19 protein-coding genes are annotated in these 26,859 nt (G+C 61.7%); 6 read left to right on the top strand and 13 right to left on the bottom strand.

The features are described 5' to 3' along the window. The 13 genes from PSH69_RS29415 to tssA all read right to left on the bottom strand — a co-directional run bounded on the left by PSH69_RS29415 (position 1) and on the right by tssA (position 17,624). A complete protein-coding gene (locus tag PSH69_RS29415; RefSeq protein WP_305410558.1) occupies positions 1-4,452 on the bottom strand; it encodes an RHS repeat-associated core domain-containing protein in 4,452 nt (1,483 codons plus the stop codon). A gap of 12 nt (positions 4,453-4,464) precedes the next feature. Next, positions 4,465-4,899: a DcrB-related protein gene (locus tag PSH69_RS29410; protein WP_019580407.1), complete on the bottom strand. Its 435-nt coding sequence runs from the start codon at positions 4,897-4,899 to the stop codon at positions 4,465-4,467. Between the two features lie 18 nt (positions 4,900-4,917). Then, complete coding sequence (gene tssI, locus PSH69_RS29405; protein ID WP_305410557.1) at positions 4,918-6,855, bottom strand: type VI secretion system tip protein TssI/VgrG; 1,938 nt, start codon at positions 6,853-6,855, stop codon at positions 4,918-4,920. A gap of 48 nt (positions 6,856-6,903) precedes the next feature. Beyond that, positions 6,904-9,582, bottom strand: coding sequence for a type VI secretion system ATPase TssH (tssH, locus tag PSH69_RS29400; protein ID WP_305410556.1), 2,679 nt, complete (start codon positions 9,580-9,582; stop codon positions 6,904-6,906). Next, positions 9,575-10,627 carry a type VI secretion system baseplate subunit TssG gene (gene tssG / locus PSH69_RS29395; protein WP_305410555.1) on the bottom strand — a complete coding sequence of 351 codons (1,053 nt, stop codon included), beginning with the start codon at positions 10,625-10,627 and terminating at the stop codon, positions 9,575-9,577. The genes tssH and tssG overlap by 8 nt, the downstream gene beginning before the upstream one ends. Continuing rightward, the gene (gene tssF, locus PSH69_RS29390) at positions 10,591-12,450 is read right to left on the bottom strand and encodes a type VI secretion system baseplate subunit TssF (protein WP_305410554.1); all 1,860 of its coding nucleotides are present in this window, start codon (positions 12,448-12,450) and stop codon (positions 10,591-10,593) included. The genes tssG and tssF overlap by 37 nt, the downstream gene beginning before the upstream one ends. After that, a complete protein-coding gene (gene tssE, locus PSH69_RS29385) occupies positions 12,447-12,959 on the bottom strand; it encodes a type VI secretion system baseplate subunit TssE (protein WP_028939183.1) in 513 nt (170 codons plus the stop codon). Before tssE ends, tssF begins: the two co-directional genes overlap by 4 nt. Then, complete coding sequence (locus PSH69_RS29380) at positions 12,953-13,393, bottom strand: hypothetical protein (RefSeq protein WP_305410553.1); 441 nt, start codon at positions 13,391-13,393, stop codon at positions 12,953-12,955. Before PSH69_RS29380 ends, tssE begins: the two co-directional genes overlap by 7 nt. Beyond that, on the bottom strand, positions 13,390-13,830 hold the full coding sequence (locus PSH69_RS29375; protein ID WP_305410552.1) for a type VI secretion system amidase effector protein Tae4: 441 nt from the start codon (positions 13,828-13,830) through the stop codon (positions 13,390-13,392). The genes PSH69_RS29380 and PSH69_RS29375 overlap by 4 nt, the downstream gene beginning before the upstream one ends. Before the next feature lie 82 nt (positions 13,831-13,912). Continuing rightward, positions 13,913-14,401: a type VI secretion system tube protein Hcp gene (locus PSH69_RS29370; protein ID WP_018927416.1), complete on the bottom strand. Its 489-nt coding sequence runs from the start codon at positions 14,399-14,401 to the stop codon at positions 13,913-13,915. A gap of 86 nt (positions 14,402-14,487) precedes the next feature. Further along, positions 14,488-15,981 (bottom strand): type VI secretion system contractile sheath large subunit, encoded by a 1,494-nt coding sequence (gene tssC / locus PSH69_RS29365; RefSeq protein WP_305410551.1) that lies wholly within the window; start codon positions 15,979-15,981, stop codon positions 14,488-14,490. Between the two features lie 15 nt (positions 15,982-15,996). Continuing rightward, positions 15,997-16,506, bottom strand: a complete 510-nt coding sequence (gene tssB / locus PSH69_RS29360) for a type VI secretion system contractile sheath small subunit (protein WP_007894500.1) — start codon at positions 16,504-16,506, stop codon at positions 15,997-15,999. An 80-nt stretch (positions 16,507-16,586) separates the two neighbouring features. Next, on the bottom strand, positions 16,587-17,624 hold the full coding sequence (gene tssA / locus PSH69_RS29355) for a type VI secretion system protein TssA (protein ID WP_305410550.1): 1,038 nt from the start codon (positions 17,622-17,624) through the stop codon (positions 16,587-16,589). A gap of 404 nt (positions 17,625-18,028) precedes the next feature. On the opposite strand from tssA, the gene tagH reads away from it, so the two are divergent. The 6 genes from tagH (at position 18,029) to tagF (ending at position 26,858) form a co-directional block, all read left to right on the top strand. Next, positions 18,029-19,477: a type VI secretion system-associated FHA domain protein TagH gene (gene tagH, locus PSH69_RS29350; protein ID WP_305410549.1), complete on the top strand. Its 1,449-nt coding sequence runs from the start codon at positions 18,029-18,031 to the stop codon at positions 19,475-19,477. 75 nt (positions 19,478-19,552) lie between these two features. After that, positions 19,553-20,059 carry a type VI secretion system lipoprotein TssJ gene (gene tssJ, locus PSH69_RS29345; protein ID WP_305410548.1) on the top strand — a complete coding sequence of 169 codons (507 nt, stop codon included), beginning with the start codon at positions 19,553-19,555 and terminating at the stop codon, positions 20,057-20,059. 15 nt (positions 20,060-20,074) lie between these two features. Continuing rightward, complete coding sequence (gene tssK, locus PSH69_RS29340; protein WP_305410547.1) at positions 20,075-21,409, top strand: type VI secretion system baseplate subunit TssK; 1,335 nt, start codon at positions 20,075-20,077, stop codon at positions 21,407-21,409. Between the two features lie 6 nt (positions 21,410-21,415). Then, positions 21,416-22,714, top strand: a complete 1,299-nt coding sequence (locus tag PSH69_RS29335) for a DotU family type VI secretion system protein (RefSeq protein WP_018927422.1) — start codon at positions 21,416-21,418, stop codon at positions 22,712-22,714. Further along, positions 22,711-26,211: a type VI secretion system membrane subunit TssM gene (gene tssM / locus PSH69_RS29330; protein ID WP_305410546.1), complete on the top strand. Its 3,501-nt coding sequence runs from the start codon at positions 22,711-22,713 to the stop codon at positions 26,209-26,211. The genes PSH69_RS29335 and tssM overlap by 4 nt, the downstream gene beginning before the upstream one ends. Next, complete coding sequence (gene tagF, locus PSH69_RS29325) at positions 26,208-26,858, top strand: type VI secretion system-associated protein TagF (protein ID WP_305410545.1); 651 nt, start codon at positions 26,208-26,210, stop codon at positions 26,856-26,858. Before tssM ends, tagF begins: the two co-directional genes overlap by 4 nt. The last annotated feature ends 1 nt before the right edge of the window (position 26,859 follow it).

The raw sequence follows: 26,859 nt of genomic DNA, 5'->3' as shown, positions 1-26,859 counted from the left end.
TCAAAAACCTGCAAAGGAAATTAAGTTGCTGCCGGTCGGGTTACGGGCTGACGGCGCCAGGATCCCATCATAGCCGTTGGCTTTCGCCCAGGCGCCAATCTGGTGAGTCTCGGTGTATTTCGAACCGGTAATGCTTTTGAGGCTGACCCCCATTTGTTTGCGCACATCGGCGCGGGTCAGGTCCAGAACGTTGTTGAGCTGCACTTTTTTGCTGACCAGCACTCGCGTGGACAAGTCGACTTTCCAGTGAGTGACTTCCCCTAATGCGGTTTTTCGCGAGTTCGCGCCATAGACTCCACCCAGTCCCGAGGCGGTGTAACGGTGAGTTGATGCAACGTTCCACTTGTGGGCGGTCCAGGTCGTGCTGATACGTCCAGGCTCTTCGAAACGGTAAACCGTTCGGCTGACTTTTCGGCCCTTTGGCGGGCTCGAGCATTTCATCAGCCCCAAGGGATCGATCCAGCTCACCGGATTTGGCGCGTATTGGTAGAGGTTCAGCCCACCAGCCAGCCCGATGGGGTCCGGTGTGGTAAAGCGCCCGATGTCCGGGTCGTAGAAACGCAGCGTGTTGTAGTGCAGCCCGGTTTCCCGATCCAGGTATTGGCCCTGGAATCGCAGGTTCTGTTCTTCGATGTAATACGGCTCGCGCAACTCTTCAGCCGTGGTGCCCCAGACCTGGTAACGAGCTTGCCAGAGCGTGTGGCCGTCACTTTCCGAGAGTTGCTCGGGCAGGCCGTTGAGGTCGTTGTGGTAGTAACGGACTTTCTGTTGCTCACCCAGCCCGTCGACCCGCGCCAGCGGTTCATGGCCCTCGTCGGCGTAAATGTAGAGGCTGGTCTGGTTATTTCGATGCTCCTGCAACAGTTGCAACGCATCCCAGGTAAAGCGGGTTCGGCTCAGCAGGGTCGAGTGGCGGTCATACTCGGCTTTTTCGATGCGCCGGCCCATAGGGTCGTAGGTCATCTTCACTACCGAACCGTCGTTGTTGCGAACTTCCACCAGACGCTGCTCGGCGTCATAACTGAAGCGCTGGACACCGCGTTGGGCACTGCGTTTTTCAACCATACGGCCGAAGCCGTCATAACGGTAACGTTTGTCCTGAAAGGTCAGCAGTCGGTTATGCAGCACCAGACCTGCGCCCGTCGATAAACCATCGAGCAGGTTGGCGGCGGGGTCATAGGCAAACGCTTCGCGCTGGCCCTGGACATTGTCTTGGCTGGCGAGGATGCGACCTGTGGCGTCGTAGTGCAGCAGTTGGCGGTGCTGGGCGTCGGGTTGGCTGTCGAAACGTTCGACCAGTTGATCGCTGGCGTCATAACCAAATTGGCTTTTCGTTGCCGGTGGCAGCAGCGCGGACTGGCTCTGGTGCCGACGTTGGCGGGTACGCAGGCGGCCGCTGCGGTCGTATTCGCTACGGGTATTGAGGCGCCCCTGGGTTCGCAGCACTTCGCGGTGCAGGCGATCGCGTTCGAAGTCACTGATGACCTGACCGTCGAGGTTGATCTGATGCAGATGACCACTGCCGTAATGCAGGCGGTTCAGCCATCGGCCATCAGGCAGCAGCGTCTGGGTCAGGTTGCCCAGTTCGTCATAGCGATGCTCCAGGCGTCCGGCCCAGCTCTGTTCGGCGATCAGTTGTCCAAGGGGGTCGTAACTGAAGCCCAGGTTCTGTTGCTCGCCCGTGTGGCTGGTGAAGGTGATGGCGGTGACTTGATCCAGCGCGTCATAGCAGTACTCGGTGCGACCATCCTCGGTGACCTTGGCCACCAATCGACCCACCGCATCGCGTCCCAAGTCATGGACGACAGGCGCTTGCGGCGAAAGGTCCAGGTCCGTGCTACCGGGAGCGGTGAGTGCCTCCACGCGAGTGACGTTGTCCAGCGGGTCGTAGGCATAGCGTTTGAGGCTGCCGTCCAGGCTATGTTGCGCAATCAGCCGGTCGCTGGAATCCCAGGCAAACTTATAGCGTTCGCCGTTCTCATTGGTCAGGGTTTGCAGGCGACCATAGACGTCGTAGTTCAACTCCACCCGGCGACCGTGGGCGTCGGTGCGCAGACGCAGGTGACCACCCAATGTGTGCTCGAAGTGAGTGGTGTGCCCGGCGGGGTCGCAGTAGCCGATCAGCTGGCCGCTCGCGTCACGCTGATAATGTTCAGTGCGCCCGTCTGGCAGCTGCTTGCTGAGCAACCGGCCTTGGTCGTCGTAGGTGAAACGCGTGCGTTCGCCCAGCGCATCGGTACTGGTGAGCAGCAACCCACGCTCGCAGTAACTCAACCGCGTGGTGAAACCGGAACAGTCGGTGTGTTCACTGAGTTGGCCGAGTGCCGTCCAGCGTAATGTTTTGCGCTTGCCGCTGGCGTCGATGATCTCCACGACCTGGCCGTGGGCATCATGGCGATAGCGGGTAACGTGGCCCAACGGGTCGGTTTCGCGGATGCAGTTGCCGTGTGAGTCATAGTGATACAGCCAGGTATTTCCAGCCGCATCGGTTTCTGCCAGCGGCAAGGCCCAGTGTTCCAGCCACAGGGTCGATTCGCTGCGCCCGAGCGGGTCGCGAGTCTCGCTGAGATTTCCCGCTTCGTCGTAGCTGAATTGATGCTGCCCGCCCGCAGGATCGGTCGCCCCAAGTAATTGGTTTTCGTCATTCCACCGGAATGTCCAGGTACGTCCCAGCGCGTCGGTAGTTTCGATGATCTGGTACTGAGCATCCCAGTGACGCGTGCTGACCCGATTCAGACCGTCGGTGATGCGTGTGGTCCCGGCTGCCAGGTCATAGTCGAAGGTGTATTGGTCGCCCGCGTCGGTCCAGTGGCGGACCACGCGCCATTCAAGGTCTTCAACCAACGCCCATTCGTAGAAGCAACGCAGCCCGGTCGGCAACTGATGCTCGACCATACGGCGTCCGGTGTCATAGGCAAACTGACGTTTCACCTGCCCGTTGGACTGGCGCACCTCGATTAGATCACCCTGGGTATCGTAGCCGTAGTGCATCAGCACTTCGCGGCGCTGGTCTGCATACAATCGCTCGATCCGGCTGACCCGTTGGCGCCAGCGCGCATCGTAGATCAGCTCAATGCTGACCAGATCGAAGGTGTCTCGGAGCTGCAGCAGGCGCCCGTCATCGCCATAGTCGAGGTGGATGCGATTGTCGTTGCGGTCTCCGAGCTGGCTCAGGCGCAGCAGCGATACATGTCCCGGCGTCGGGTCGAACAGCCGGTACAACCCGTCCGTACTTTCAATCAACAACTGCCCATTGACGTGGCGCCGAACACTCAGCCCTTCACCCGCACTGAACACCGCGCCGCCCAGAGGAATCGAGCCCATATCGATGCGCCGGCCCTGCTCATCGGTGTAGACCAGCGTTTCTCCACCCTCCGGGTGAGGCAGGATTTCAACACACACCTCGTAGGACACGCTCCAACCGGCGCCGAACAGCCCGTCGCGGCGTTCGTCACGGCTGTTGTAGAAGCGCTGCCAATCGATCGGCAAGATGCCCGGCAGCACGAAATCCAGCTCTTCGTCCCCACCCAGCACCTTGGCCCCGGTCGCAGCATGCACCGGGTTCGACGAACCCATGGCGGCGTTGGCCATGGCGCCCATGGCGCTGCTGACAGCCATCGACGTCGCGCCGCCGATCAGCATGCACGGCAATTTGCTGAAGAACTTGCCCTTGCCGCCCTTGAGCATCAGCAACGCGGTGACCGCCAGCCCCACGCCCGGGGTCTTGCCGCTGCGGATCTCACGTACTACCACCGAACCGCCACCAATGGTCACGTTCGATGAGATCAGCCCGGACGATACGACCTTGGCGTCGCAGGTGGTGCGGTCGCCGCTGCGCACGGCGGGCTGGCCGTTGATGGTGACTTTGTCCGAGCCCTCGGCCAGAAACTGCGGCGGCATCGGCGGATGCTTCATGCAGGTGACCAGATCCAGCGGCTTGGGCACGGCGCCGGGCGCCGGGGTGGCGACGGTGGGGCGCCACATCTGCGAGAAGAAGCTCTCGGCCATGTCCAGATAGCTGGGCTCGGCTTCGGGCTCGGGTGCCTCCAGCTCGGTGCCGGCTGGCGCGACATGGGATGGAATCGCCCCGGCGGCCCGGGCGGCGGGCATGTTGTTGGTCAGGGTGTTGGTGGAGCCGGTGAGAATCGTTGCCTGCACCGTGGGCGGGAACAGCGCATTGCTGAAGCTCTCGCACAGGTTGCTCAAGCCTTTGTCGGCCCCGGTCTTGCTCATGGCGAGGCCGACGATGGTGCCCACCACCGCGCCGAGCAGAAAGCAGCCGAGGCCGCCGGTGGCAACGGTGATGCCCGTGGCCGCCACCACGGCAGCCGTCGCCAGCGCGGTGATCGCGATGTTCGCTGCCACCTCCAGCACGCCGCCAAGAATGTCGGCCATCATCGAGGTGTGGTCGAGTGCATCGCCCAGGCGGGCGGCCCAGAGTGCGTCAGACATGCAGGGTGCTCATCAGGCCGGAACGTCGAACAACAGCGAACTCTTGATGGTTGCCCAATGCGCGGCTTCGGCATCGCCGAGTTTTTCCGCCTTCACGTAGCTCAGGGCGAGCATTTTGCGGGTGCCGGGCAATACCAGCGCCAACTGATACTGGAAGACTTTGTCGTTGCCCTTGTTGAACTGGCTGCGCAACTCGATGCCTTCGACCTCCTGGCTGGCGCCCAGGCGCACGGCGACGCCCGGCTGAAAACGCAAGTCCTGCACTTGTTTTTCCAGGCGCTTGAGCTGGTCGTCGAAGTTGCTTTGCAGTGTTTCGCCCTCGGCCAGCAAGCTGCGGCTGACTATCAGCGAGGTGCCCAGTTCGGGGAACTTGAGGATGTTGATCGTCGCGTCTTGCAGCTCGCTTGCCGGCAGCTGGAACTGGAATTCATTGATTCGGTAAGCCATGGAACACAGATCTCGTGATTAGCCCTTGGGCTTGGGAAACGCGGCATTGATATTGGCGTCGATGCTGGCCTTGACGCCCTGGCCGTCAGGCGTGGCGCCAGGGCCGCCGCCGTTGTTCAGGTGCAGCACGCCGCCGGTGTTGATCTCGGCGTCACCGCTGGCATAGAAGCTGATTTGCACGCCGGTCAGGTTGATCTGGCCGCTGGCATTGAGCTCCAGGATGCTTTCGCCGCACACCAGCCGCAGGTTTTCGCCCACTTCGATGACGTAGCTCTGGCTGATGCTGTCGGTCTTGCGCTGGCCCACCGACAGAATGTCTTCCTGCTTGACGATGCGCAGGCGGTTGTTGCCGATGGTCACCGTCTCGTTATGCCCGATGCTTTTGTTGCGGTCGTGGCCCACCGAGTGGCTTTCATCCACCTCGACCACGATGTCCTGATTGCGCTCGGCATGGATGTATAACTGCTCGGCGCCTTTTTTGTCTTCCATGCGGATTTCGTTGAAATTGGCCGGCGAGCCGCCCTTGCTCGAACGGCTTTTCATGCCGCTCTGGGTAGCGTTTTCCGGCAAGTCGTAGGGCACGGTCTGTTCGGCGTTGTAGACGCGGCCGGTGATGATCGGCCGATCCGGGTCGCCTTCGAGGAAGCTGACGATGACTTCCTGGCCGATTCGTGGGATCTGCATCGAGCCCCAGTTTTTTCCGGCCCAGGATTGCGACACGCGAATCCAGCATGAACTGTTTTCGTTGGATTGGTCGTGACGGTCCCAGTAGAAGTGCACCTTCACCCGGCCGAATTGGTCGGTCCAGATTTCCTCGCCCTTGGGGCCCACCACCAGTGCGGTCTGCGGGCCTTTGACGATGGGGCGGTGGGTGTTGGGCAGCGGGCGATAGCTTTGCTGGGCGTCGATGCAGGTCAGGCTGCTTTCGAACTGCGCCGAAGCCACGCCACCGCTGGTTTCCAGGCTTTCCTGGTCAATGTGGTAGCGGGCGCCGACGATCAGGTATTCGCGGTTCTGGTCCTGGCGGCTGAAGCCGGTGAGGCTGAACAAATGACCCGACCCCAGGCCTCGGGCGTTGCCGGCCAGCTCGACCTGTTCGTGCAGGGTCTGCAAGGCTTCGATGCGGGTGCGGGCGTAATGTTCGCCGTCTTCGCTTTGCACATAAGTGCCGGGGTAGTCGTACAGCGGATAATCGCCGGCGGTGTGCGGACGGGGCATGGCCGAGCGAACGTCAATCCGCGCGCCAGGGCGCTGGAAGTCATAGTCGTTGAGTTCCAGCGAGCCCGGCTGGACTTGCTGGGCCAGGTGCCAATCGTAGATGTGATCGCGTTCGCGCTGCTGTTCATTCTTGGGGTAGTAGGGCACCGAGGCGTAGCCGGGCACGTTGGCATGGGCGCCGTAGGCATCGGCCAGCACAAGCACATGACGACCCTGTTCATGGCGGAAGAAGTAGTAGATTCCTTCCTGTTCCATCAGGCGGCTGACGAAGTCGAAGCTGGTTTCGCGATACTGCACGCAGTATTCCCACTCGCGATAGGGCCGGCTCAGGGTATCTTCGAAATCCGAGAAACCCAGGTCACGAAACACCTGCTTGATGATCTGCGGGATGGTCAGGTTCTGGAAAATCCGGCAATCGGACGTGCGGGTCAACAGCCATAGCCAGGGCCGCAGCGTGACCTGGTAACTGGCGAACTGGCCCTGGTCGACGTTCTGGCTGCAACGGGCAACGATGCCATGGAAATGACGCTCGCCACCGCCGTCCAGTTGCAGGCTCAGGCACATGGGTTTGCCGAGCAACTGGTTGAGGTCGATGGCGTTGTCCAGCGAGTGCAACTGCAGCTCATAGCTGAACAGCCGCCCCAATTCTTCGTCTCCGCCCATGTCCTTGAGCAACAGCGCATCCGGCCCCAGGGGGCTGGTGATCTTTGCCAGGCGTGAGAGTTGCTTGAATAGCATCAGTTATCCCTTGTCACTGCTCGATTCCTTCCTACTGAGGAGGACCGCTTAGGCGGCGTCGCTGAAGTCGTAGTGCAATTCGTTATCCCGGGCGCTGATCCGCACGCCTGCCAGCGCTTTGCCTTCGAGCATGCGAGTGAGGAATTCGCGGCTCATGTCCGGTAGCAGGCTGTTGGTCAGAATGGTGTCGATCATCCGCCCGCCGCTTTCGGTTTCGGTGCAACGGGAGACGATCAGGTCGATCACCGCGTCGTCGTAATCGAAGGCCACCTTGTGGGTGTTCTCCACGCGCTTCTTGATGCGGTTGAGTTGCAGGCGGGTAATGGCCTTGAGCATCTCGTCGCTGAGCGGGTAATACGGAATGGTCACCAGGCGGCCCAGCAAGGCCGGCGGGAAAATCTCCAGCAGCGGTTGGCGCAGGGCCTTGGCGATTTCTTCGGGCTCCGGCACGTTTTGCGGGTCTTTGCAGACCTGGGCAATCAGTTCGGTGCCAGCGTTGGTGGTCAGCAGAATCAAGGTGTTCTTGAAGTCGATCACCCGGCCTTCGCCGTCCTCCATCACGCCTTTGTCGAAGACCTGGAAGAAGATCTCGTGCACGTCCGGGTGGGCCTTTTCCACCTCGTCCAGCAGCACCACGCTGTAGGGTTTGCGCCGCACGGCTTCGGTCAGCACGCCGCCTTCGCCATAGCCGATGTAGCCCGGTGGCGCACCCTTGAGAGTGGACACCGTGTGGGCTTCCTGGAATTCGCTCATGTTGATGGTGATGACGTTCTGCTCGCCGCCGTACATGGCTTCGGCCAGGGCCAGGGCGGTTTCGGTCTTGCCCACGCCGGAGGTGCCGGCGAGCATGAATACCCCGATCGGCTTGCTCGGGTTGTCGAGGCCGGCGCGGGAAGTCTGGATGCGTTTGGCGATCATCTGCAAGGCATGGTCCTGGCCGATGATGCGTTTCTTCAGGTGCTGGTCGAGGTTGAGCACGGTTTCCAGTTCATTACGGGCCATGCGGCCCACCGGAATCCCGGTCCAGTCGGCGACCACCGAGGCCACGGCCTGGTAATCGACCGTCGGCAGAATCAGCGGCGTTTCTCCTTGCAGGGCGCTGAGACGCTGTTGCAGGTCCACCAGTTTTTCGCGCAAGGCGTGGCTGGTCTCGCTGCCGTCCTCGCTGTCCACCACGCCGACGCGTTCACGCAGGGTGGCGCGGGTGGCGAGCAATTCGTCCACCAGGGTTTTCTCTTCGGCCCAGCGACTTTCCAGCTCGGCGAGGCGTTCGCGTTCGGCACTCAGCAGGTTTTCGCTTTGGGTTTGGCGGGCGCCGATGCCGATGCCGATGGCGTGCTCGCGGGCGATGATCTGCAGCTCGGTTTCCAACGCTTCGATGCGCCGACGGCTGTCGTCCACTTCGGCCGGCACGGCATGCAGGCTGATGGCAACGCGGGCACAGGCGGTGTCCAGCAGGCTCACGGATTTGTCCGGCAACTGGCGCGCCGGGATGTAGCGATGGGACAGTTTGACTGAGGCTTCCAGGGCTTCGTCGAGGATCTGCACCTGGTGATGTTTTTCCATAGTCGAGGCCACGCCGCGCATCATCAGCAGCGCCTTGTCTTCCGACGGCTCGGCCACTTGCACCACCTGGAAGCGACGGGTCAGGGCCGGGTCTTTTTCAATGTGCTTCTTGTACTCGGCCCACGTCGTGGCGGCCACGGTGCGCAACGTGCCCCGGGCCAGAGCCGGTTTGAGCAGGTTGGCCGCGTCCCCGGTGCCGGCAGCACCACCGGCACCTACCAGGGTGTGGGCTTCGTCGATAAACAGGATGATCGGCTTTGGCGAGGCCTGGACGTCTTCGATGACCTGGCGCAGGCGCTGTTCGAATTCACCTTTCATGCTCGCACCGGCCTGCAACAGGCCGACGTCGAGGCTACGCAGTTCCACGTCCTTGAGCGCCGGCGGCACGTCACCGGCGACGATGCGCAGGGCAAAGCCTTCGACCACCGCGGTTTTACCGACACCGGCTTCACCGGTCAGAATCGGGTTGTTCTGCCGACGACGCATGAGGATGTCCACCAGTTGGCGGATCTCTTCGTCACGGCCGACAATCGGGTCAAGCTTGCCGCTGCGGGCCTGCTCGGTGAGGTCGACGGTAAAACGCTTGAGCGCTTCCTGCTTGCCCATGGCGCTGGGGGCCAAGGCGCCACTGGCTTCACCGGGCACGCTGCCGGCGTTGAAACCATCGCTGGCGCTGAGTGCATTTTCCGGCGAGTCGCCGACGTACTCGTCAAAACGCTCGCTCAGGGCCTCGACCTTGATCTTGTCGAACTCTGCCGACAGTCCCAGTAATCCATGGCGCAAGCTCGGGGTCTTGAGGATGCCAAGCACCAGATAACCGGTACGCACCTGGCTTTCGCCGAACATCAGGCTGCCGTAGACCCAGCCACGCTCCACGGCTTCTTCCACATGGGAAGACAAGTCAGTGATTGACGTCGAGCCCCGTGGCAAACGGTCCAGGGCTTCGGTCAGGTCCCGGGCCAGGCGCGCCGGCTCGATATTGAACTGGCGGATGAGTCGGTGCAGGTCCGAATCCTGCAATTGCAGCAACTGATGAAACCAGTGGGCCAGTTCCACATAAGGGTTACCGCGCAACTTGCAGAACACGGTGGCGGCTTCGATGGCTTTGTAGGCCACGCTGTTGAGTTTGCCGAACAACGCGGCGCGACTGATTTCACCCATGCTCTTGGCTCCTTGAGATCTGTGAGGTGTTGGCTTGCTCGGCGTAATGCCGGGCCAGTATTAAGTCCTTGGCATCTTTTGCGGGCTTGCCCACCCAGGTATTGAACCCCAGGCGGAAGCGGCCATTGAGTTGCAGTGTCGGCACTTCGGGCTGTTTCAGAACCAGGTTCAGATCCCAGTCCAGTTCATGGCCCAGGTATTCGGCCACCCAGGCCACCAGCTCATTGAAGGATGGGCTGCCGGGCAACATGCTCATGTAGTCATCCAGCTTGAGCGGCCCCAGGCGAATGCGGAATTTGTGCTGGCGATCCCAGACGCAGCGGCCCAGGCAAAAATCCACGCCCAATTGGTGGGCGCTGACGCCCACGCGGCTGCGCTCCGGCAGCACCAGCCATTGACCGACGTATTCTTCGATCTCCACCGGCAGGCCGAAGTACTCGCCGATGATTGCCTTCAAACCGTCGGGATAGCGGGTTTGTGCCGACAGATGACCGCTGTAATGCAGCTTCGCCGTGTCGGGTATCAGGCCTTGTTTGAGCAGGCTCGGCATGCCTCGACCGCTCAGCGCTGCCAGACGTGCCGACCAGTAGTCATCGTCCGGGCGATCATGACTGACTGTCGGTCGCGCTTCGGCCCAGGCCCGGTAAAACAAGCTCAGCAGGCGATGATGGAACACATCCAGAAAGCGTTTGCTGGTGCTGTCGGCGTTGTTGCGCTGGCGTTCACGCACATATTCGGTGAGGTGCAGCGGCAACGGGCCGTTGGGGCCGCCGAGGCCGAAAAAGAACTGTTCCAGACGCGCCGGCGAACCGTCGATGCCCGGCTGTACCGAGGCCAGGGTCGCTGGGGCGAAGGTGCAATCGGCTTGTTGCCCAAGGCGCAAGGGGTCATCGGCCAGGCGCAACGAATGGCCCAGGCGCGGAAGTTCAGGCGATTCGCACTCGATGCGCCGTAATGCCTGGAAGAAGTCGTATTCCCAGGGCTGCTGGTGCATCGCGTCCAGGGTACTCACAGGGTCGGACGGCGTCCGGGTTTGGCTTTCCATCGCATGATCTCGCCGCGCTCGGTGGTACGGATCACCGTCTCGGTAAAACTGTTGATCGACACGTAACGTGCCAGGAAGCGCTCGAAGACTGCACCGAGCAAGAAGACCCCGGTGCCGCGAAACGCGTTTTCATCGAATTCCAGGGTGATCTCCAACCCACGGCCAAACACGATCGGGCCCGGCATTGGCAAGCGTCGGGTACAGGCCTTGCTGCTGACTTCGCGCAGGCCTTCGATCTGCAATTGCAGCGCTGCATCGTTGTCGTCGCCATACAGGCGCAGCAGCTCGCGCAGGGCGGCGGCGCCCTGGCCTTGCTCGCTGAGGGACAAGTAATTGAGCGAAAGCTGGCTGATCAACCGCCAGGCCTTGGCGTCGTGGGCATGGCTGGCGCGTGGGCGGCTCGGGCCTGCCACGCAGCGTACCGCCGCTACCGGCGCGCTGTCGGCCAGGGTGAAGTCGGTCTTGTTGTTGCCCACGCTCATGAACAGCGGCAGGTCGCGGTTGGTGCACAACGCCGTTACGCCCAATTGGCGCAGGTCGTGACGATAGGGCGCCTGCTGGCTGTCCACCAGACTGACGAAGGTTTCGCTGCCGATGTAAGTCGAACGTGGGCCGTTGCGCCGCTGACCGCTGGAGAGCATACGGGGTTCGCGCCGCACCGTGTAATACGCCTGATCGCGGCCGTAGCGGGACGGATCGCGGACGGCGTAGAACGGCAAAAAAGGCTGTTCCGAACCGGTGCCATGGCCGGTGAGGGCGGTCAGGGAATGAATCTCGAAATCCATCGGCCGGGTACGGTCGGCGATCACATGGTGTTCATTCACCCGTTCCGACAAGTGGATGCGATCCAGGCGCTTGGGAAACAAGTTGATTGCCGGGGTGCAGAACGGCAGGAACTGCGCGGCACCGACGCTGCCTTCCAGGCTCGGATCGTGACGGTTGAACAGCACAATCAATTCCAGCTCCTGGCCCTCGCAGCGTTTGACCGCCCGGCTCAACCCGGTGAAGTCGACAAACAGAAAGCGGCGGGGCAGGGCGAAGTATTCCTGCAACAGGCGATAGCCCTGGAAGGCTCGCGACACCACTGGCAACGCGGCGTCGGTATCGTCGAACCCCACGGAGCGCAGTGCATCCTGGGGCAGGCGTTCTACCCAATCGCCGCCGGGCTGACGGGCGAAGACGGCGCAGGCGTTACCCAGCAACTGTTCGTAGAGGCGAAAGGGTTGTTCGTCGGCGCCGTTGAGGTACAGCGGCAGGTTGTCCAGGGCCAGACTGTTGAACGGCAGTTCGGCACCGGTGCGCAGGGTCAGGCGCAGGCCGGCCTTGGCCTTGGGGGCGCTGGCGGCCAGGCGCCCGAGCACGGCGGACGGGTTGCCGAAGTACTCGGCCTGGCTGACCTGCAATGGCCACAACGTCACCGCATGGGCAGTGCGGTACTCACAGCAGGTTTGGCTTTCGCGACCCAGGGCTGCACGCAGAACCGTATCCCGGGGCAACGGGAAGCCGCTGCTCAGTGAGCCTTCATCGGGGTCTGCCTGCAATTGCACCACGGTCATCGACGGTGTCGGCGCCAGGTAATGGGGGTACGCGATTTCCAGCAGGTTGTGGGTGAAGGTCGGATATTCGGCATCGAGCTTGAGCTGTACCCGCGCCGTCAGGTAGGCGAACCCTTCCAGTAAGCGCTCGACGTACGGATCGGCGCAGTCCATGCCGGACAACGTCAGCCGACTGGCGATTTTCGGGTATTCCTGGGCGAACTCCGCCGCGCTTTCGCGTACGTGGTGCAACTCCTGGTTGTACAGTTCCAGCAGGCGCGGGTTCATGAGTGTCTCCGCTGGTCGGCGTTGACCACTCGCACATGGCCGGATTCCAGGTCCAGGTCGGTTTGCAGCATCAGGCGCAGCGGCACTGGCTGGGCCCAGAGGTCGCCTTCGATCTCGAAACTCAGGGCGTTGTGATTCATCTCGGCGGATGCCCGGGCCCGCACGCGCAGGGTATGGCGCAGAATCCGCGGCTCGAACGTGGCGATGGCCTGGTGGATCAGTGCTTCAAGCGCCGCGATATCGACGTTCGATGCACTGTTGCCGGCCAGGGCTGGCAGCCCGAAGTTGACCACCGAAGTGCCGGCCGGTGTGTGCAGGGTCGCATCGGCGCTGAGCAATGACGTGGTGTTGAGCAGCCACGCCAGGTCCCGCAGCACCGAGGCTTTGAGTTGGGTCAGGGACAGTACGCGCTTGTCGGCGCTTTCCTTGAGGTTGCTTGGGTCGTCGTCGGTCAACCGATCCAGCAGGGACGGTTGCAGGCGATCGCGGGTGGCGATGTCGGTTACCACGAAAACAGGGCCACAAAATTTTTCTGGTCAACAGCCCCGGCCAAGCAACGACCACCATCACCCACAATTGACGCCTCCAGACGGCCTTCGATTTGTCTAATGGCTTGGTATTGGGAGCGACACTCAGTGCTTGGCGCAGGTTCTGGTTCGAAGTGCTGCACGATAATGATCAATGCGTTGTTAAAGCTTTCAACGCGGGGTAAGCCTTTGCGGTCGACACTTAACTGACAGGGCCATGGCATGTTCAGCGTGAGTAAAGTCTGGTCCGGTTTGCGCAAGGCACAGCGTTGGTCGTGGTTTTCCAAGGTCAGGATTTGACCGGCAAGACTGACCTGATTGTTGTGCGTGGCGGGTGCGTCGGTTTGTTCGGCGCAGGCGTTCAGACTTAAGAAAAGACAGCCCGACAGCGCCGATAGCACAGTTCGTTTGATCATTTCAGTTCCCAGAACCAGACTTGCTTTGAGCGATGTGCCTGATCGGCGAAGTCGCCTGTGACCCTGCCACGATTCCATAAGTCGATATGGTCGCCGGTACGCGCTTCCTGAGATTGGCCCAGTCGTGAAAAGCAGTCTTTGAAAAAGATGATCCCAGTCTTTTGGTAAAGCGTGCGTCGGTCTTCGGCGCTTCCCGTGAGAATGGTCGGACGGCCTAGATGATGACGCCAAAGCCAGTTGGCCAGCGACTCAGCGCCCCGGGCATGTTCGTGCGCACACTTGGGTTCGCTGTAAGTGGACTTGTTGACCTTGATTGTCTGTTCCGCATTGAGCGTGACGCTCATGCGGATGGCGCACTGATTATCCCAAGGCCCATCACAGGGCGTTGACGTAGTGGGGTAGCTGTTCCACAAATTAATAAACGAAGGCTTGGCCATGACTCAGACACCGGATGGGAAAGGATTGGATTCGAGCAAGCACCAAAATGCCCCCGGCGCATAACGACGGGGGCACGTTCGATTACACCTTGACGTTCTGGCGGATGTTCCAGCCGAACTTGATCGGCCCGCCTTCCTTGGTGCCGTCGGCTTTTTGCGGCTGGTAGTCCACCAGCACCTTGGCGAAGTTCAGGGTGACGTTTTCAGTCAGACGATCATCGCTGCCCGAGCCGCCGGTGCTCAGGGAACTGATCAGCACTTCTTCCAGGTTGATGATCATGTACTCGACCTGGCTTTCGCCGCCGGCCTTGCGCACGGTCAGCTTGACCTTGTCGATGTGCTTGCCGCTGGCGCAGTGCATCATCAGGTTGGGTGTAGCCTTGTCGACGTACTTGGTCAGCGACAGGTCCTGGACGTTCACCTTGCCGGCTCCGCCGCCGCCGCCCACGTGCATATTGCCGGACTGAGACATGCCCCAGCTCCAGTTCAAGACGTCGATTTCGTCCTTGTGGGCCTTGTCCATGGACTCGCCCTTGATGTCGCCGATCTTGATGAAAATATCAACAGCCATGTTCTCTCCCTGTGTGGTGTCTACCACGTTGTGTTTTTCTGATCGTTCCCACGCTGAGCGTGGGAGCGATCACATCAAGGGCGGTGTTACGCGCCTTTAGCCGAAGGCAGCTTGGATACCAGGCGCAGCGACACCGTCAGACCTTCGAGCTGATAGTGCGGGCGCAGGTAGAACCGAGAGTTGTAATACCCCGGGTTGCCTTCCACCTCTTCGACAATCACTTCGGCCGCCGCCAATGGGTGCTGGGCCTTGGTGGTTTCGGTGGAGTGCGCTGGGTCACCGTCGACGTAGTTGAGGATCCAGTCCTGCAACCAGCGCTGCATTTCGTCCTTCTCTTTGAAGGAGCCGATCTTGTCGCGCACGATGCACTTCAAGTAATGGGCGAAACGGCAGGTGGCGAACAGGTAGGGCAGGCGCGCGGCCAGGTTGGCGTTGGCGGTAGCATCCGGGTCGTCGTACTCGGCCGGCTTTTGCAGCGACTGGGCGCCGATGAACGCGGCGAAGTCGGTGTTTTTCTTGTGCAGCAGCGGCATGAAACCGTTCTTCGCCAGTTCCGCTTCACGGCGGTCCGAAATGGCGATTTCGGTCGGGCACTTCATGTCCACGCCACCGTCGTCGGTCGGGAAGGTGTGCGCCGGCAGGTTCTCCACTTCACCACCAGACTCCACGCCACGAATGCGCGAGCACCAGCCAAAGTGTTTGAACGAGCGGTTGATGTTCACCGCCATCGCGTAAGCGGCGTTGGCCCAGGTGTACTTGGAGCTGTCGGCGCCGTCGGTGTTTTCTTCGAAGGCGAAGGCTTCCACCGGGTCGGTCTTGGCACCGTACGGCAGGCGTGCCAGGAAGCGCGGCATGGTCAGGCCGATGTAACGCGAGTCTTCCGATTCACGCAGCGAACGCCAGCCGGCATATTCCGGGGTGGTGAAGATTTTGGTCAGATCGCGCGGGTTCGACAGTTCCTGCCACGAGCCCATGCCCATCACGGTCGGCGATGCGGCGGCAATGAATGGCGCGTGCATGGCGGCGCAGACTTTCGACAGTTCGCCCAGCAATTCGACATCCGGCGGCGACTGGTCGAAGTAGTAATCGCCCACCAGGCAGCCGTAAGGTTCGCCGCCGAACTGGCCGTATTCTTCTTCGTACATCTTTTTGAAGATCGGGCTCTGGTCCCATGCGGTGCCCTTGAATTTCTTCAGGGTCTTGTGCAGGTCGGTCTTGGAGATGTTGAGCACGCGGATCTTGAGCTGCTCGTCGCTCTCGGTGTTGTTGACCAGGTAGTGCAAGCCACGCCAGGCGCTTTCCAGTTGTTGGAACTCCGGGTGATGGATGACCTGGTTGACCTGGGCGGTGAGCTTGGCGTCGATGGCGGCAATGATCGACTCGATCGACTTGATGGCATCGTTGGACACCAGGTCGGTCTGCGCCAGGGCCTGTTCGGCCAGGGTGCGCACGGCGGTCTCGACGGCTTCGCGGGCGCGTTCGGTCTTGGGTTTGAATTCTTGCAGCAGCAGGGAGGCGAACTCGCTGGCTTCTTCGGTGGTGCCCAGTGTCTGGGCGTTTGCGCGTACTGGATCGGTCATGATCATTCGTCCTGATTAAGCCTGAGGCTCGGCGGGCTTGGGCGCACTGGCAAGTGCCTGGAGCAGCGCCGGATCCTTGATGGCCTTCATGATGATTTCTTCGGCACCGGTCTTGCCGTCCATGTAGGTCAGCAGGTTGGCCAATTGAGTGCGCGCTTCGAGCAGCTTGTTCAGCGAGTCGACCTTGCGCGCCACGGCGGCCGGGCTGAAGTCGTCCATGCTTTCAAAGGTGATGTCCAGGCTCAGGTTGCCTTCGCCGGTCAGCTCGTTGGGCACGTGGAACGCAACGCGTGGCTGCATGGCCTTGAGGCGGGAGTCGAAGTTGTCCACATCCACTTCAAGGAACTTGCGATCGGCCACAGGTGCCAGAGGCTCGGCGGGCTTGCCGGCGAGGTCAGCCATAACCCCCATCACGAAGGGCAACTGAACCTTTTTCTCGGCGCCGTAAAGCTCGACGTCGTACTCGATCTGCACTCGAGGCGCACGGTTGCGCGCGATGAATTTCTGAGAACTTTGCTTCGCCACGTTGCTGCTCCTGGTCGCTTAAGCGACGGTGTTGGCGTCATCGGCGGTGCCGGTGACGTGACTGCGTGATCCGTACGCTTTTATTCGCTGTCTGGTCCGCGCAGGTTTTCAAATTGGCTGATGCCGTCGGGAATCAGGTTGCGCACGATCGCCGCGAAGTCGGCGTGCACCAGATTCTTTGCCCGATTCAACAGCACCGGCAGGGGGCTGGAGGGCTCGTGACGGGTGTAATACGCAAGAATCCGGTCCAGGCTGCGCAGCACGTCGTCACGGTTGTTGATTTCGCCGCTGCTGGCGTTGACGTTGGCGTTGCGCGGCGCGCTTGGCGCGGTGGGGTATTCAACCGGCGCGGCACTGTCGTCGCTGATGGCATCGGGCAGGGGGCTGTCGCCGCTCTGCGGGGCGAACTGGCCGAGAATCTGCAAGGCCATTTTGAGCGGTTGCTTCAACGGGCCAAGGTCAACGCCCTGGGCGGAGCCGACTTGTTCGCTGACGTGTTGCTCGATGGCCTCGGCGGCGCTACGGGCCTCGTGCAAGGCTTTGCGGATGATCTCCAACTGTTCGGGATCGCTGTCGAGGAACGCTCCGGCGAGTTGTTCGGCACCGAGGTTTTCGTCAGGGAAGCTTTGCAGGCCGCTGGCGTTGGCGGCGGCGCGCAGGCTGACAGCGCCAAAGGTTCGCGAACGGGCCAGGATACTTTCGCGCAGCAGGCGAATGGTGGCATCGGACGCCAGGCCGGCGAGGGCGTTGATGCGCACGGTGGGATCGTTGTCGTCTTCGGCATCCAGGCGTGGATGCAGGTCGGCCCAGTATTGCTTGAGCAATTCGCTGATCAGCGTCAGGACGCGGGCCAGGCCGGTGACACCTTCCAGGGCAAGGGAGCTTTGCAAAAGGAAATGGGTGATACGCAGGTCTTTGCTGCGTTGCAACAAATCCAGGCTTTGCTGCTGGATGCTGCGCCATTCAGGCGGTTCGGCAGGCAATATCGAATCGCCCATGCTGCGCTCGGGCTGGCCTTGGGAATCGCGTTCCAGGCGCAAAAAGTCCGCGTCGTATTCCAGATCTTCACCACAAGGCGAAGTCGCGGAAACGGCGGCGAGCAGCAAAGGCACTTCCACTGAAATTGATCTCCCTATCGCCCGCGACAGAATCGGGCACTTCACACGTTAGTTCCAAGTGGAACTTCGCATGTTTCCTTGTGTGTAATGGCCCTTTGGATCTTCTGTGATCTTAAAGTGCCATCATTGCCATTCAAGAAAGTTGTTCATTTTTGGTGTAGTACTTATGGCTTGTCAAGGTAAGCTATTTCTCCTGTGTGACAGATGTGAGGTGCTTAACAACCCTTGCGACCGGTAGGTCCAGGAAGGTACTGACGCAGGTTTTTTGTCACGTAAACCGGTTAAGATCAGCAAATATGCTGGTAAAAAGCTGTTTTTGAGGTTGTTTGCAAGGTTTGTCGGCGAGTTCCGCGGGGATTATCCCGTCATTCGCCGGCGCGCAAAGTGTGCAGCAAGGAGGCAAGATGCCGCTGTGTTTGACTATCACTAGTTATCACAAGATTACCCCTGGTCAATGCTCTGAAAAATCCATGGATCGGGGAGCGTTGGCAATTGGCCGTAATTCTGATAATGACTGGGTATTGCCCGATCCAGAGCGCTTGGTTTCCGGAAAGCATTGCGTTATTCAATATAAAGATGGCCGGTATTATTTAACCGATAACAGCACTAATGGTGTGGAATTGGTTAAGGCCGGCATTCGTCTGCGCAAAGGAAACAGCGAGCCATTGCAAGATGGGGAAGTTATCCGCATAGGTGATTATGAAATCCAGGCGCGCATCGATTTCAATCTGCCGGTGACTGACAGCAACCCTTTTGCCGATTCGTCCAACAGTTTCGAGGCTCTGATGGGGCGTCAGGGCGCCGTCGTGGCTACGCCGACATCGTCGCCCATGACACCACCTGCACATTTCCAGGGTGTGTCGGCCATGGACACGCTGCCGGACTTGTTCGACTTTCTGGCACCGAGCAGCATCCCGCCAGCCACTCAGTCCGACCATGTTCCGGCTGAGCAGCACGACTTCCGCCCACCGACCCCGATCCCCAACCCGACGCCCATGGCCGAGCCTGTGCCGCTGGCGTCGGCCCCAGCCCCAGCCCCAGCCCCGGTGATTCCGGAAGATTGGGACCTGTTCAGCGACAAGCCCGCGCCGGTGGCGGTTGCGCCCCTGCCTGTCGCTCCTTCGCCTGTTGCAGAGGTTGCGCCGCCAGCGCCTCAAGTCAGCGTACCGATCGAGGCACCGGTCGAGCCGCCACCACGGCACGAACCCCCCGTGGCTATCGTCGAACACCCGGTCAATCCGCCCGGCCCGGTCGACCATTCGCAACCCGACCTGTTACGAGCCTTTCTGCGCGGCGCGGGGCTGGATCAAGTGCGGCTGGAAAAGGCCCAGGCCGAAGCGCAGATGGAAAACATCGGCCGCAGTTATCGATTGATGGTCGAAGGCCTGATCGATGTCTTGCGCGCCCGCAGCAGCCTCAAGGGCGAGTTTCGCATTCAGCAGACGATGATTCAGCCGGTGGAAAACAACCCGCTGAAATTCGCTCCCAACGTCGATGAGGCCTTGCTGCTGCTGTTGCGCCACTCCAATCAAGCGTTCATGGCGCCGGACCTGGCGGTGCGCGACAGCTTCGATGACTTGCGTGCCCACCAGTTGGCGGTGATGGCCGGTGTGGAAGCTGCGATCAAGCACCTGTTGGCGCGTTTCGAGCCGGCACAACTGGAAGAGCGCATGGGCAAGCCCGGTGGCCTGTCGAGCATTTTCAATGGTTCACGACAGGCCCAGTACTGGCAGCAGTTCACCGAGCTCTACAGCAATATTTCCCGTGAGGCCCAGGAGGATTTCCAGGACCTGTTTGGTCGGGAATTCAGCCGTGCCTACGAAGAACACAGTACCAGGCAACGCCGCCGCTGAGCGTGGCCGTTGCATAACGGCATTCAGAGCAAAGAACGGAACAACGGATAGCTGAAACGTCATTGAGGACGCAGGATGATTCACAGGTTTTTACTCGCAGTCGCCACCGCGCTTCTGCTGACCGCGTGTGCCAAGGAGGCCACCAAACCCCAGCCCGAAGAGGCTGAGGCCGACACGGCCGCCGTCGAGTTGCACTTTCACGCCATCGCCGGGCTCAACCCCGGAGCCACTGGCCAGCCGGCCCCGGTCCGGGTGCGCATTTTCGAATTGAAGAATGCCGCCACCTTCGGTCGTTCCGATTATTTCGCATTGGCCGAACGAGCCCAGGCGACGCTCGGTGCGGATCTGATCGACCAGGACGAAGTGCTGATCCAGCCTGGCCAGCAGTTGAGTCTGCAGCGCGACCTCGATCCGGCCACCCGCCATATCGGCGTGCTGGTGGGGTATCGCGAGCTGGATCAGTCGCTGTGGCGCACGGTGATGAACGTCCCGCCGCGCCAATACACCGAATACCAGATCAGCCTCGACGTGCGAGCCGTGCGCAGCGCCGTCGCGGTTTCCCCATCCAGCCCTGCCCAATAAACAATCGGAGCCCCCATGTCCTGGAACAATCGCGTGGTCTGGTCGGAAGGCATGTTCATTGGAACGCAGCACTTCCAGCAGCATGACCGTTACCTGGAGAACCTCATCGACGCCCGGAGTCGCCCATTGTCGGCCGGTGCCTGGGGGTTTTCTGAGTTGCTGATCGACCAGGGCCTGCTGGCCCAGGGCAAACTGGCGATCATCTCGGCGCGGGGCCTGTTGCCAGACGGCACGCCATTCAACATTCCCCAGGATGACCTGGCGCCGAGCCCGCTGAATATCGATGACAACCTGCGCGATGGTTTGGTGTACCTGGCCTTGCCGCTCAAGCGCGCCGGTGCGCGTGACACCGTTGACGAAGGCGAGGCCCTGGGCGCTGCACGCTATGTGAGTCAGGTGCGCGAAGTGCGGGACGATAACGCGCCGTTCGAAAACCAGGCGCCGGTGGCCGTGGGTTCGAGGGCACTGCGATTATTGGTCGCCCAGGATGGCATCAGCGACTACGCCGCCATCGGCCTGGTGCGAATCAAGGAGAAACGCGCCGACCGCGCCTTGGTGCTCGATGACACTTACATCCCGCCGCTGCTGGATGTGGTCGCCTCCACGCCCTTGGCTGCGTTTCGCAACGAGCTATTGGGCCTGCTTCATCAGCGTGGCGAAGCGCTCGCCGGGCGGGTGGTGGCGTCCGGTGCCGGCGGTGCCTCGGAGATTGCCGACTTCATGCTGCTGCAACTGGTCAACCGTGCCCAGCCGTTGATCCAGCACTTGAGCCACTTGAGCCCGTTGCATCCCGAGCGGTTCTACAGCGAGTTGGTGAGCCTGGCCGGGGAATTCTCGACTTTTACCGCTTCCGGGCGGCGACCGCAGGAATTCCCGCAGTACCAGCATGATGACCTCGCGCTGAGTTTTGCCCCGGTGATGCAAGCCCTGCGTGAGGCACTGTCGATGCTGATCGACAGCAAGGCCACGCCGATTCCGATCGTCGAAAAAGCCTATGGCATTCATGTGGCCATGCTGGCTGACAAGACCCTGCTCGACAACGCCAGTTTTATCCTGGTGGTGCGCGCCGATGTACCTGCCGAGACCCTGCGCAGCCGCTTCGGCCTGCAGAGCAAAATCGGCTCGGTGGAACACATTCGCGACATGGTCAACCTGCAATTGCCGGGCATCGGCCTGCTGCCGCTGCCGGTGGCGCCACGGCAGATTCCCTATCACGCCGGCTCCACCTATTACGAACTCGACCGGGGCAGCGAGCATTGGCAACAACTGGCCAACTCCGGCGGTTTTGCGTTCCACATCGCGGGTCAGTTCCCGGGGTTGAACCTGGCTTTCTGGGCGATCCGAGGATAGACCGCGATGAATAATGACGATCGTACCCAGTTCATGCCGACACCCGGTGGCCGTGGCGCCGAGCCGGCCCGCCCGGACCCTGGCCGCGCCCAGCCCGCGCCACTGTCGATGCCGGCCGCGCCGCTGTTGACCGGTAAAGCCGAAGGTCTCAACCCCCTGGAGAGCGCCGCGGGCCCGCTGCTGGCTTTGCTGACCCGTTTGCGCAACACCATTGCCCACCCGGCACCAGCGAGTCTGCGGGCGCAACTACTGGCCTACCTGCGCCAGTTCGAGGAGCGCGCCGAGGCCGCCGGCGTGGTGCGCAACGATGTGTTGCTGGCCCGTTACGCCTTGTGCACCGCCCTGGATGAAGCGGTGTTGAGTACGCCGTGGGGTGGCACCGGCGACTGGGGCAAGCAGAGCCTGCTGATCACCGTGCATAACGAGGCCTGGGGCGGCGAGAAGGTGTTCCAGCTATTGGAACATTGCCTGCAAAGCCCCCGCGAACGTTTGTATCTGTTGGAGCTGTTGTACCTGTGCATGTGCCTGGGTTTCGAAGGGCGTTATCGGGTCATGAATGATGGTCGCAGCCAACTGGAGGCGTTGCGTGAGCGCACCAGTGCGGTTATCCGCAGCGCCCGTGGCGAATATGAGCGTGAACTGTCGCCCCATTGGCGCGGCGTGACCGTGGCGCGCGATCGACTGGCGCAATTCATGCCGCCATGGATCGCGGTAGCCATCGGCGTGGCGTTGCTGCTGGCCCTGGTGTTCGGCCTGCGCTTGAAACTGGCCGCCGATGCCGAGCCGGTGTTTAAAAACATTCATGCGCTGGGCGAGATCCCGGTGCAGGCCATCGACCGTCCGGTGGTGCAGCCGAAACTGGTCGAGCGGCCACGCTTGGCCGGTTTTCTCGCTGATGAAATCAAGGCCGGCCGGGTGGCCGTGGAAGATGCCGTTGACCGTTCAGTGGTGACCATCCGTGGCGATGAGCTGTTCGCCTCGGGCAGCGCCAGTATCGTCGACAATTTCCAGCCGCTGATGCTGCGCATCGCCGATGCCATTCGCAAGGTCAAGGGCCAGGTCCGGGTGACCGGCCACAGTGACAATCGCCCGATTGCCACCTTGAGGTTTCCATCGAACTGGGCGTTGTCCGAGGCGCGGGCCACTTCGGTGCTGCAAATCCTTTCGGCCAAGACCGGCCAGCCCGAGCGCTTCAGCGCCGAAGGCCGCAGCGACACCGAGCCGTTGGCCTCGAACGCTACGACCGAGGGCCGCGCACGCAATCGTCGGGTCGAAATCACAGTGTTGGCGGAGGGGGTCGAGTGAAGGCGTTTTTCAGTTTTATGACTCGCTGGGTCATTCCGTTGCTGGGGCTGATCGCCCTGAGCCTGATCATCTGGTTTGTCGGGCCGCTGCTTGAACTCCTGGTGCCCGAAGGCCGGCGCTGGACGCTGATCATTTTGGTATTCGCGGTGTGGATCGCCTATCGAGTGTTTCGCATCATCCAGGCCAGCCGTCAGGCCGCCGAAGTCATGCGCAGTCTGGCGGCGCAAACCCCGCCGGACCCGACCAGCATCGCTACGGCTGAAGAGCTCGAAACCCTCCGCCAGCGCATGGACGAAGCCCTGACGCTGTTGAAGAAAGCCAAGCTGGGCGGCGACGAACGACGCAATCTCTACGAATTGCCGTGGTACGTGATCATCGGCCCGCCGGGTTCGGGCAAGACCACGGCGCTGGTCAACTCCGGGCTGCATTTTCCGTTGGCCGCGCAGTTGGGCGCCGGTGCGGTGCGCGGCGTCGGCGGTACGCGTAATTGTGATTGGTGGTTTACCGACCAGGCTGTGCTGCTCGACACCGCAGGCCGCTACACCACTCAGGACAGCGACGCGACGGTCGACAAGGCAGCATGGCTGGGCTTTCTGGGGCTGTTGAAAAAACAGCGGGCCCGTCGCCCGATCGACGGTGCATTTATCGCCATCAGCCTCTCCGACCTGTTGCTGGGCAGCGACGCCGAACGCGCCGCCCATGCCGCTGCGATACGCCTGCGCATTCAGGAGCTGTACACCCAACTGGGCGTGCGCTTCCCGATCTACCTGATGCTGACCAAGCTCGATCTGGTGCCTGGGTTCATGGAGTATTTCGACACCCTGAGCAAGGAAGAGCGAGCCCAGGTCTGGGGCATGACCTTCGCTCTGGATGACGGCAAAAGCAATGACAGCCCGCTGGCCCATCTGCAAAGCGAATTCGCCGGTCTGGAGCAACGCCTGAATGATCGGCTGGTGGAGCGCTTGCAGCAGGAACGCGACCCGGCGCGGCGCGATCTGATCTACGGTTTTCCACAGCAGTTCGGCGCGTTGAAGGATTGCCTGCAAAGCTTCCTTGAGGGCGTGTTCAAACCCAACGCCTTTGAAGAGCGGGCGCTGTTGCGCGGGGTGTATTTCACCAGCGGCACCCAGGAAGGCAGCCCGATTGACCGGCTGATCGGCTCCATGGCCCAGAGCATGAACCTGGACCGCCAGCACCTGGTGCGCCAGAACGGCACCGGGCGCAGTTACTTCATCGAAAAGCTCTTCAGCGCCGTGGCCTTTGCCGAGCGTGGGCTGGTGGGTGTCAATCCGAAAGTCGAACGTCGACGCAAGTGGATCGCCCAGGGCGTGCTGGCCTCGACCGTAGCCTTGGTGCTGGTGGTCGGGACCTTGTGGTGGGTCAGCTACCGTGCCAATCAGGCGTATATCGCGCAAGTCGATCAGAAAGTCGTGCCCCTGGGCCAGGCCGTGCAGAACCTCAGCCCGGCGCAGCGGGACGTGCTCGCCGTGTTGCCCTTGCTCAACGCAGTGAAGCACTTGGCCGATGATGCGCCGAACTGGGCCGAAGGCCTGGGTCTGTATCAGGGCGACATGCTTGAAGCCGAGTCCGGCAGCGTCTATCGCAAGCTGTTGATCGCGGTCTTCGCGCCGCGCTTGCTCACGCGTATCGAGGAACAGCTGCACGGCGGCGGCAATTCGGACTTCCTTTACGAAGGCTTGAAGGCCTACCTGATGCTCGCCGACAGTGAGCATTACGATGCTGATTTCATCAAGGCGTGGATCGCCCTGGACTGGGACCGCAGCCTGCCGCGCGACTTGCCGGCCGAGCAGCGCGTAGCCCTCGGTGAGCACTTGCAGGCGCTGTTCGAACGCCATCCGCCCACCGCACGTCTCGACCCACGCCTGATCGACGATTTGCGCCGGCAGTTGCAACAACTGCCGGTGGCCCAGCGTGTCTACGACCGGATCAAACGGCAGCAACTGCCGGACGGCATTGCGGACTTTCGTCTTAACGAAGCGGCCGGGCGCGATGCTGCGCTGGTGTTCAGCCGCAAGAGCGGCAAGCCGCTAGGCGACCCCTTGAGTGGCTTCTTCACGGCCAAGGGTTACCGCCAAGGATTTTTGCTCACCAGCCTGAACCAGACCGGCACCTTGGCCGAGGAGCAGTGGGTGCTCGGTCGCGATCAGGCAGAACAACAGAACGTCGCCAGCCTGGCCGCCGATGTGCGTCGCCTGTATTTCCAGGATTACCAGCGCCAGTGGGACGCCTTGTTGGCTGATATCGACTTCGTGCCGATCACCAGCGTGGCCCAGGCCGCCGATGTACTGCGGGTGATTTCCGGGCCGACTTCGCCGTTGAAAAAACTGCTGGTGGCGGTGGCGAAGGAAACCGACCTGCAACAGGAAGAACGCCTGCTGGCGGCCAAGGGCGCGCCTGTGGAGGGTGGGGTCGACAAGCTCAAAGAGCGCCTGGTCACCTTGCTCGGCCAGGAGCAGGCGATGCAAAACACGCCTGAGGCCAGTGACGATCCAGTCACCGCGCATTTTGCCGAACTCAACCGCATCGTCAGCAAGAACGAAGGCGAGCCGGCAGCCATCGACGGCCTGCTGGCCGACATGAACGCCCTGTATGTGCAGGTCAGCGCCATGGTCGGTGCCAGCGGCGACGCCTTGCTTGGCGAAGCCAAGAACCAGGCCGCAGCGGCGGCGACGCGGGTCAGCCTCAACGCCGAGCGTCAACCGGCGTTGGTGCAGGGCCTGGTCAAGTCGGTGGTCAACGCCACCACCAACAGCATGATGGGTGGAGTACGCAATCAACTGAACGCTGCCTGGACCAGCGAAGTGGTGAACATCTATCGCCAGTCCCTGGCCGGGCGTTATCCGATGTCGCCAGGCAGTGCACGGGACGCGACCCTCGACGACTTCGGTCAGTTCTTCGGCGTGGGCGGGGTGATGGACAACTACTTCCGCAAATACCTGCAGCCCTACGTGGATACCTCGACCCAGGCCTGGCGCTGGCAACCGGGCGCCGCGCAGAAGCTCGGCATCGCCCCGGGCGTGCTGCAAACCTTCCAGCGGGCAGCGACCATCCGGGATGCGTTTTTCCGTTCCGGCGGTACCCAACCGATGGTGCGCTTCGAACTCAAGCCCGTGGCCATGGATTCCACCATCACCCAGTTTTTGCTCGACCTCGACGGCCAGCAATTGAGCTACGACCACGGCCCGAGCCGTCCGACCGCCATGCAATGGCCCAACCCCGGCAGCATCGGCGTGGTGCGGATCTCGATCATGCCGCCCACGGCCAGCGGTCGGTCCGGCATCACCCTGGACGGGCCCTGGGCCTGGTTCCGCCTGCTCGAGCAATCGGACCTGACCGCCGGCAACTCGCCGGACCGCTTCAACCTGCGGCTGCGGGTCGACGGCGCCAGCGCCTCTTATGAACTGCGGGCCAACAGCGCCTTCAACCCGTTCAAGAGCCGTGTGCTCAGCGGTTTCAGCCTGCCGGAGCGCTTATGAGCACGCCGGGCTTCTATGGAAAGTTGGCCAGTCGTGGGGACTTTGTCAGCCGTGGCTTGCCGCAGAGTTTTATCGGCCCCTGGGATTCGTGGCTGGCGGCGGGGCTGCTCGCCAGCCAGAGCCTTGGCGACCGTTGGCTGAATGCCTATCTGGTCAGTCCGCTGTGGCGCTTTATGGTCGCGCCCGGTGTGTGTGGGCCACAGGCCGCCGTGGGGGTGGTGATGCCGAGCATTGATCGAGTTGGCCGGTATTTTCCGCTGACCGTCGCGGTGCTGCTGGATCACGACGCTGATCCTGCGTCAGTGATAGGCGGTTCGGATAGCTGGTTTGAACAGGTCGAGCAATTGCTGTTGAGCACCTTGAACGTGGAGGCAAGCTTCGAGGCCTTCGGTGCAGGACTGGAGGCGCTGGGCAGCCCGGCTTATCTGCGACGCACCCCGAGCGGTCGTTTTGCCGGTCTGCACCGCTTTGATGTCACCGATCCGCAGGCGCGAATGATCGCCCTCGCCGAACAGGCCTGCGAAGGGGCCAGTGTGTGGTGGGGCCAGGGTTCGGAGCGCATCGCCCCCGGTTTATTGCGGTGCCAGGGCCTGCCGGCCGCCGCTGACTTTGCGCAATTTTTGCTCGGCCAAGAAGGTGTTGTGTAGA

This window comes from Pseudomonas sp. FP1740, assembly GCF_030687165.1.
Taxonomy (GTDB): domain Bacteria; phylum Pseudomonadota; class Gammaproteobacteria; order Pseudomonadales; family Pseudomonadaceae; genus Aquipseudomonas.
Note: the sequence above shows the minus strand (reverse complement) of the source record. Positions and strands in the feature narration are given on the sequence as shown.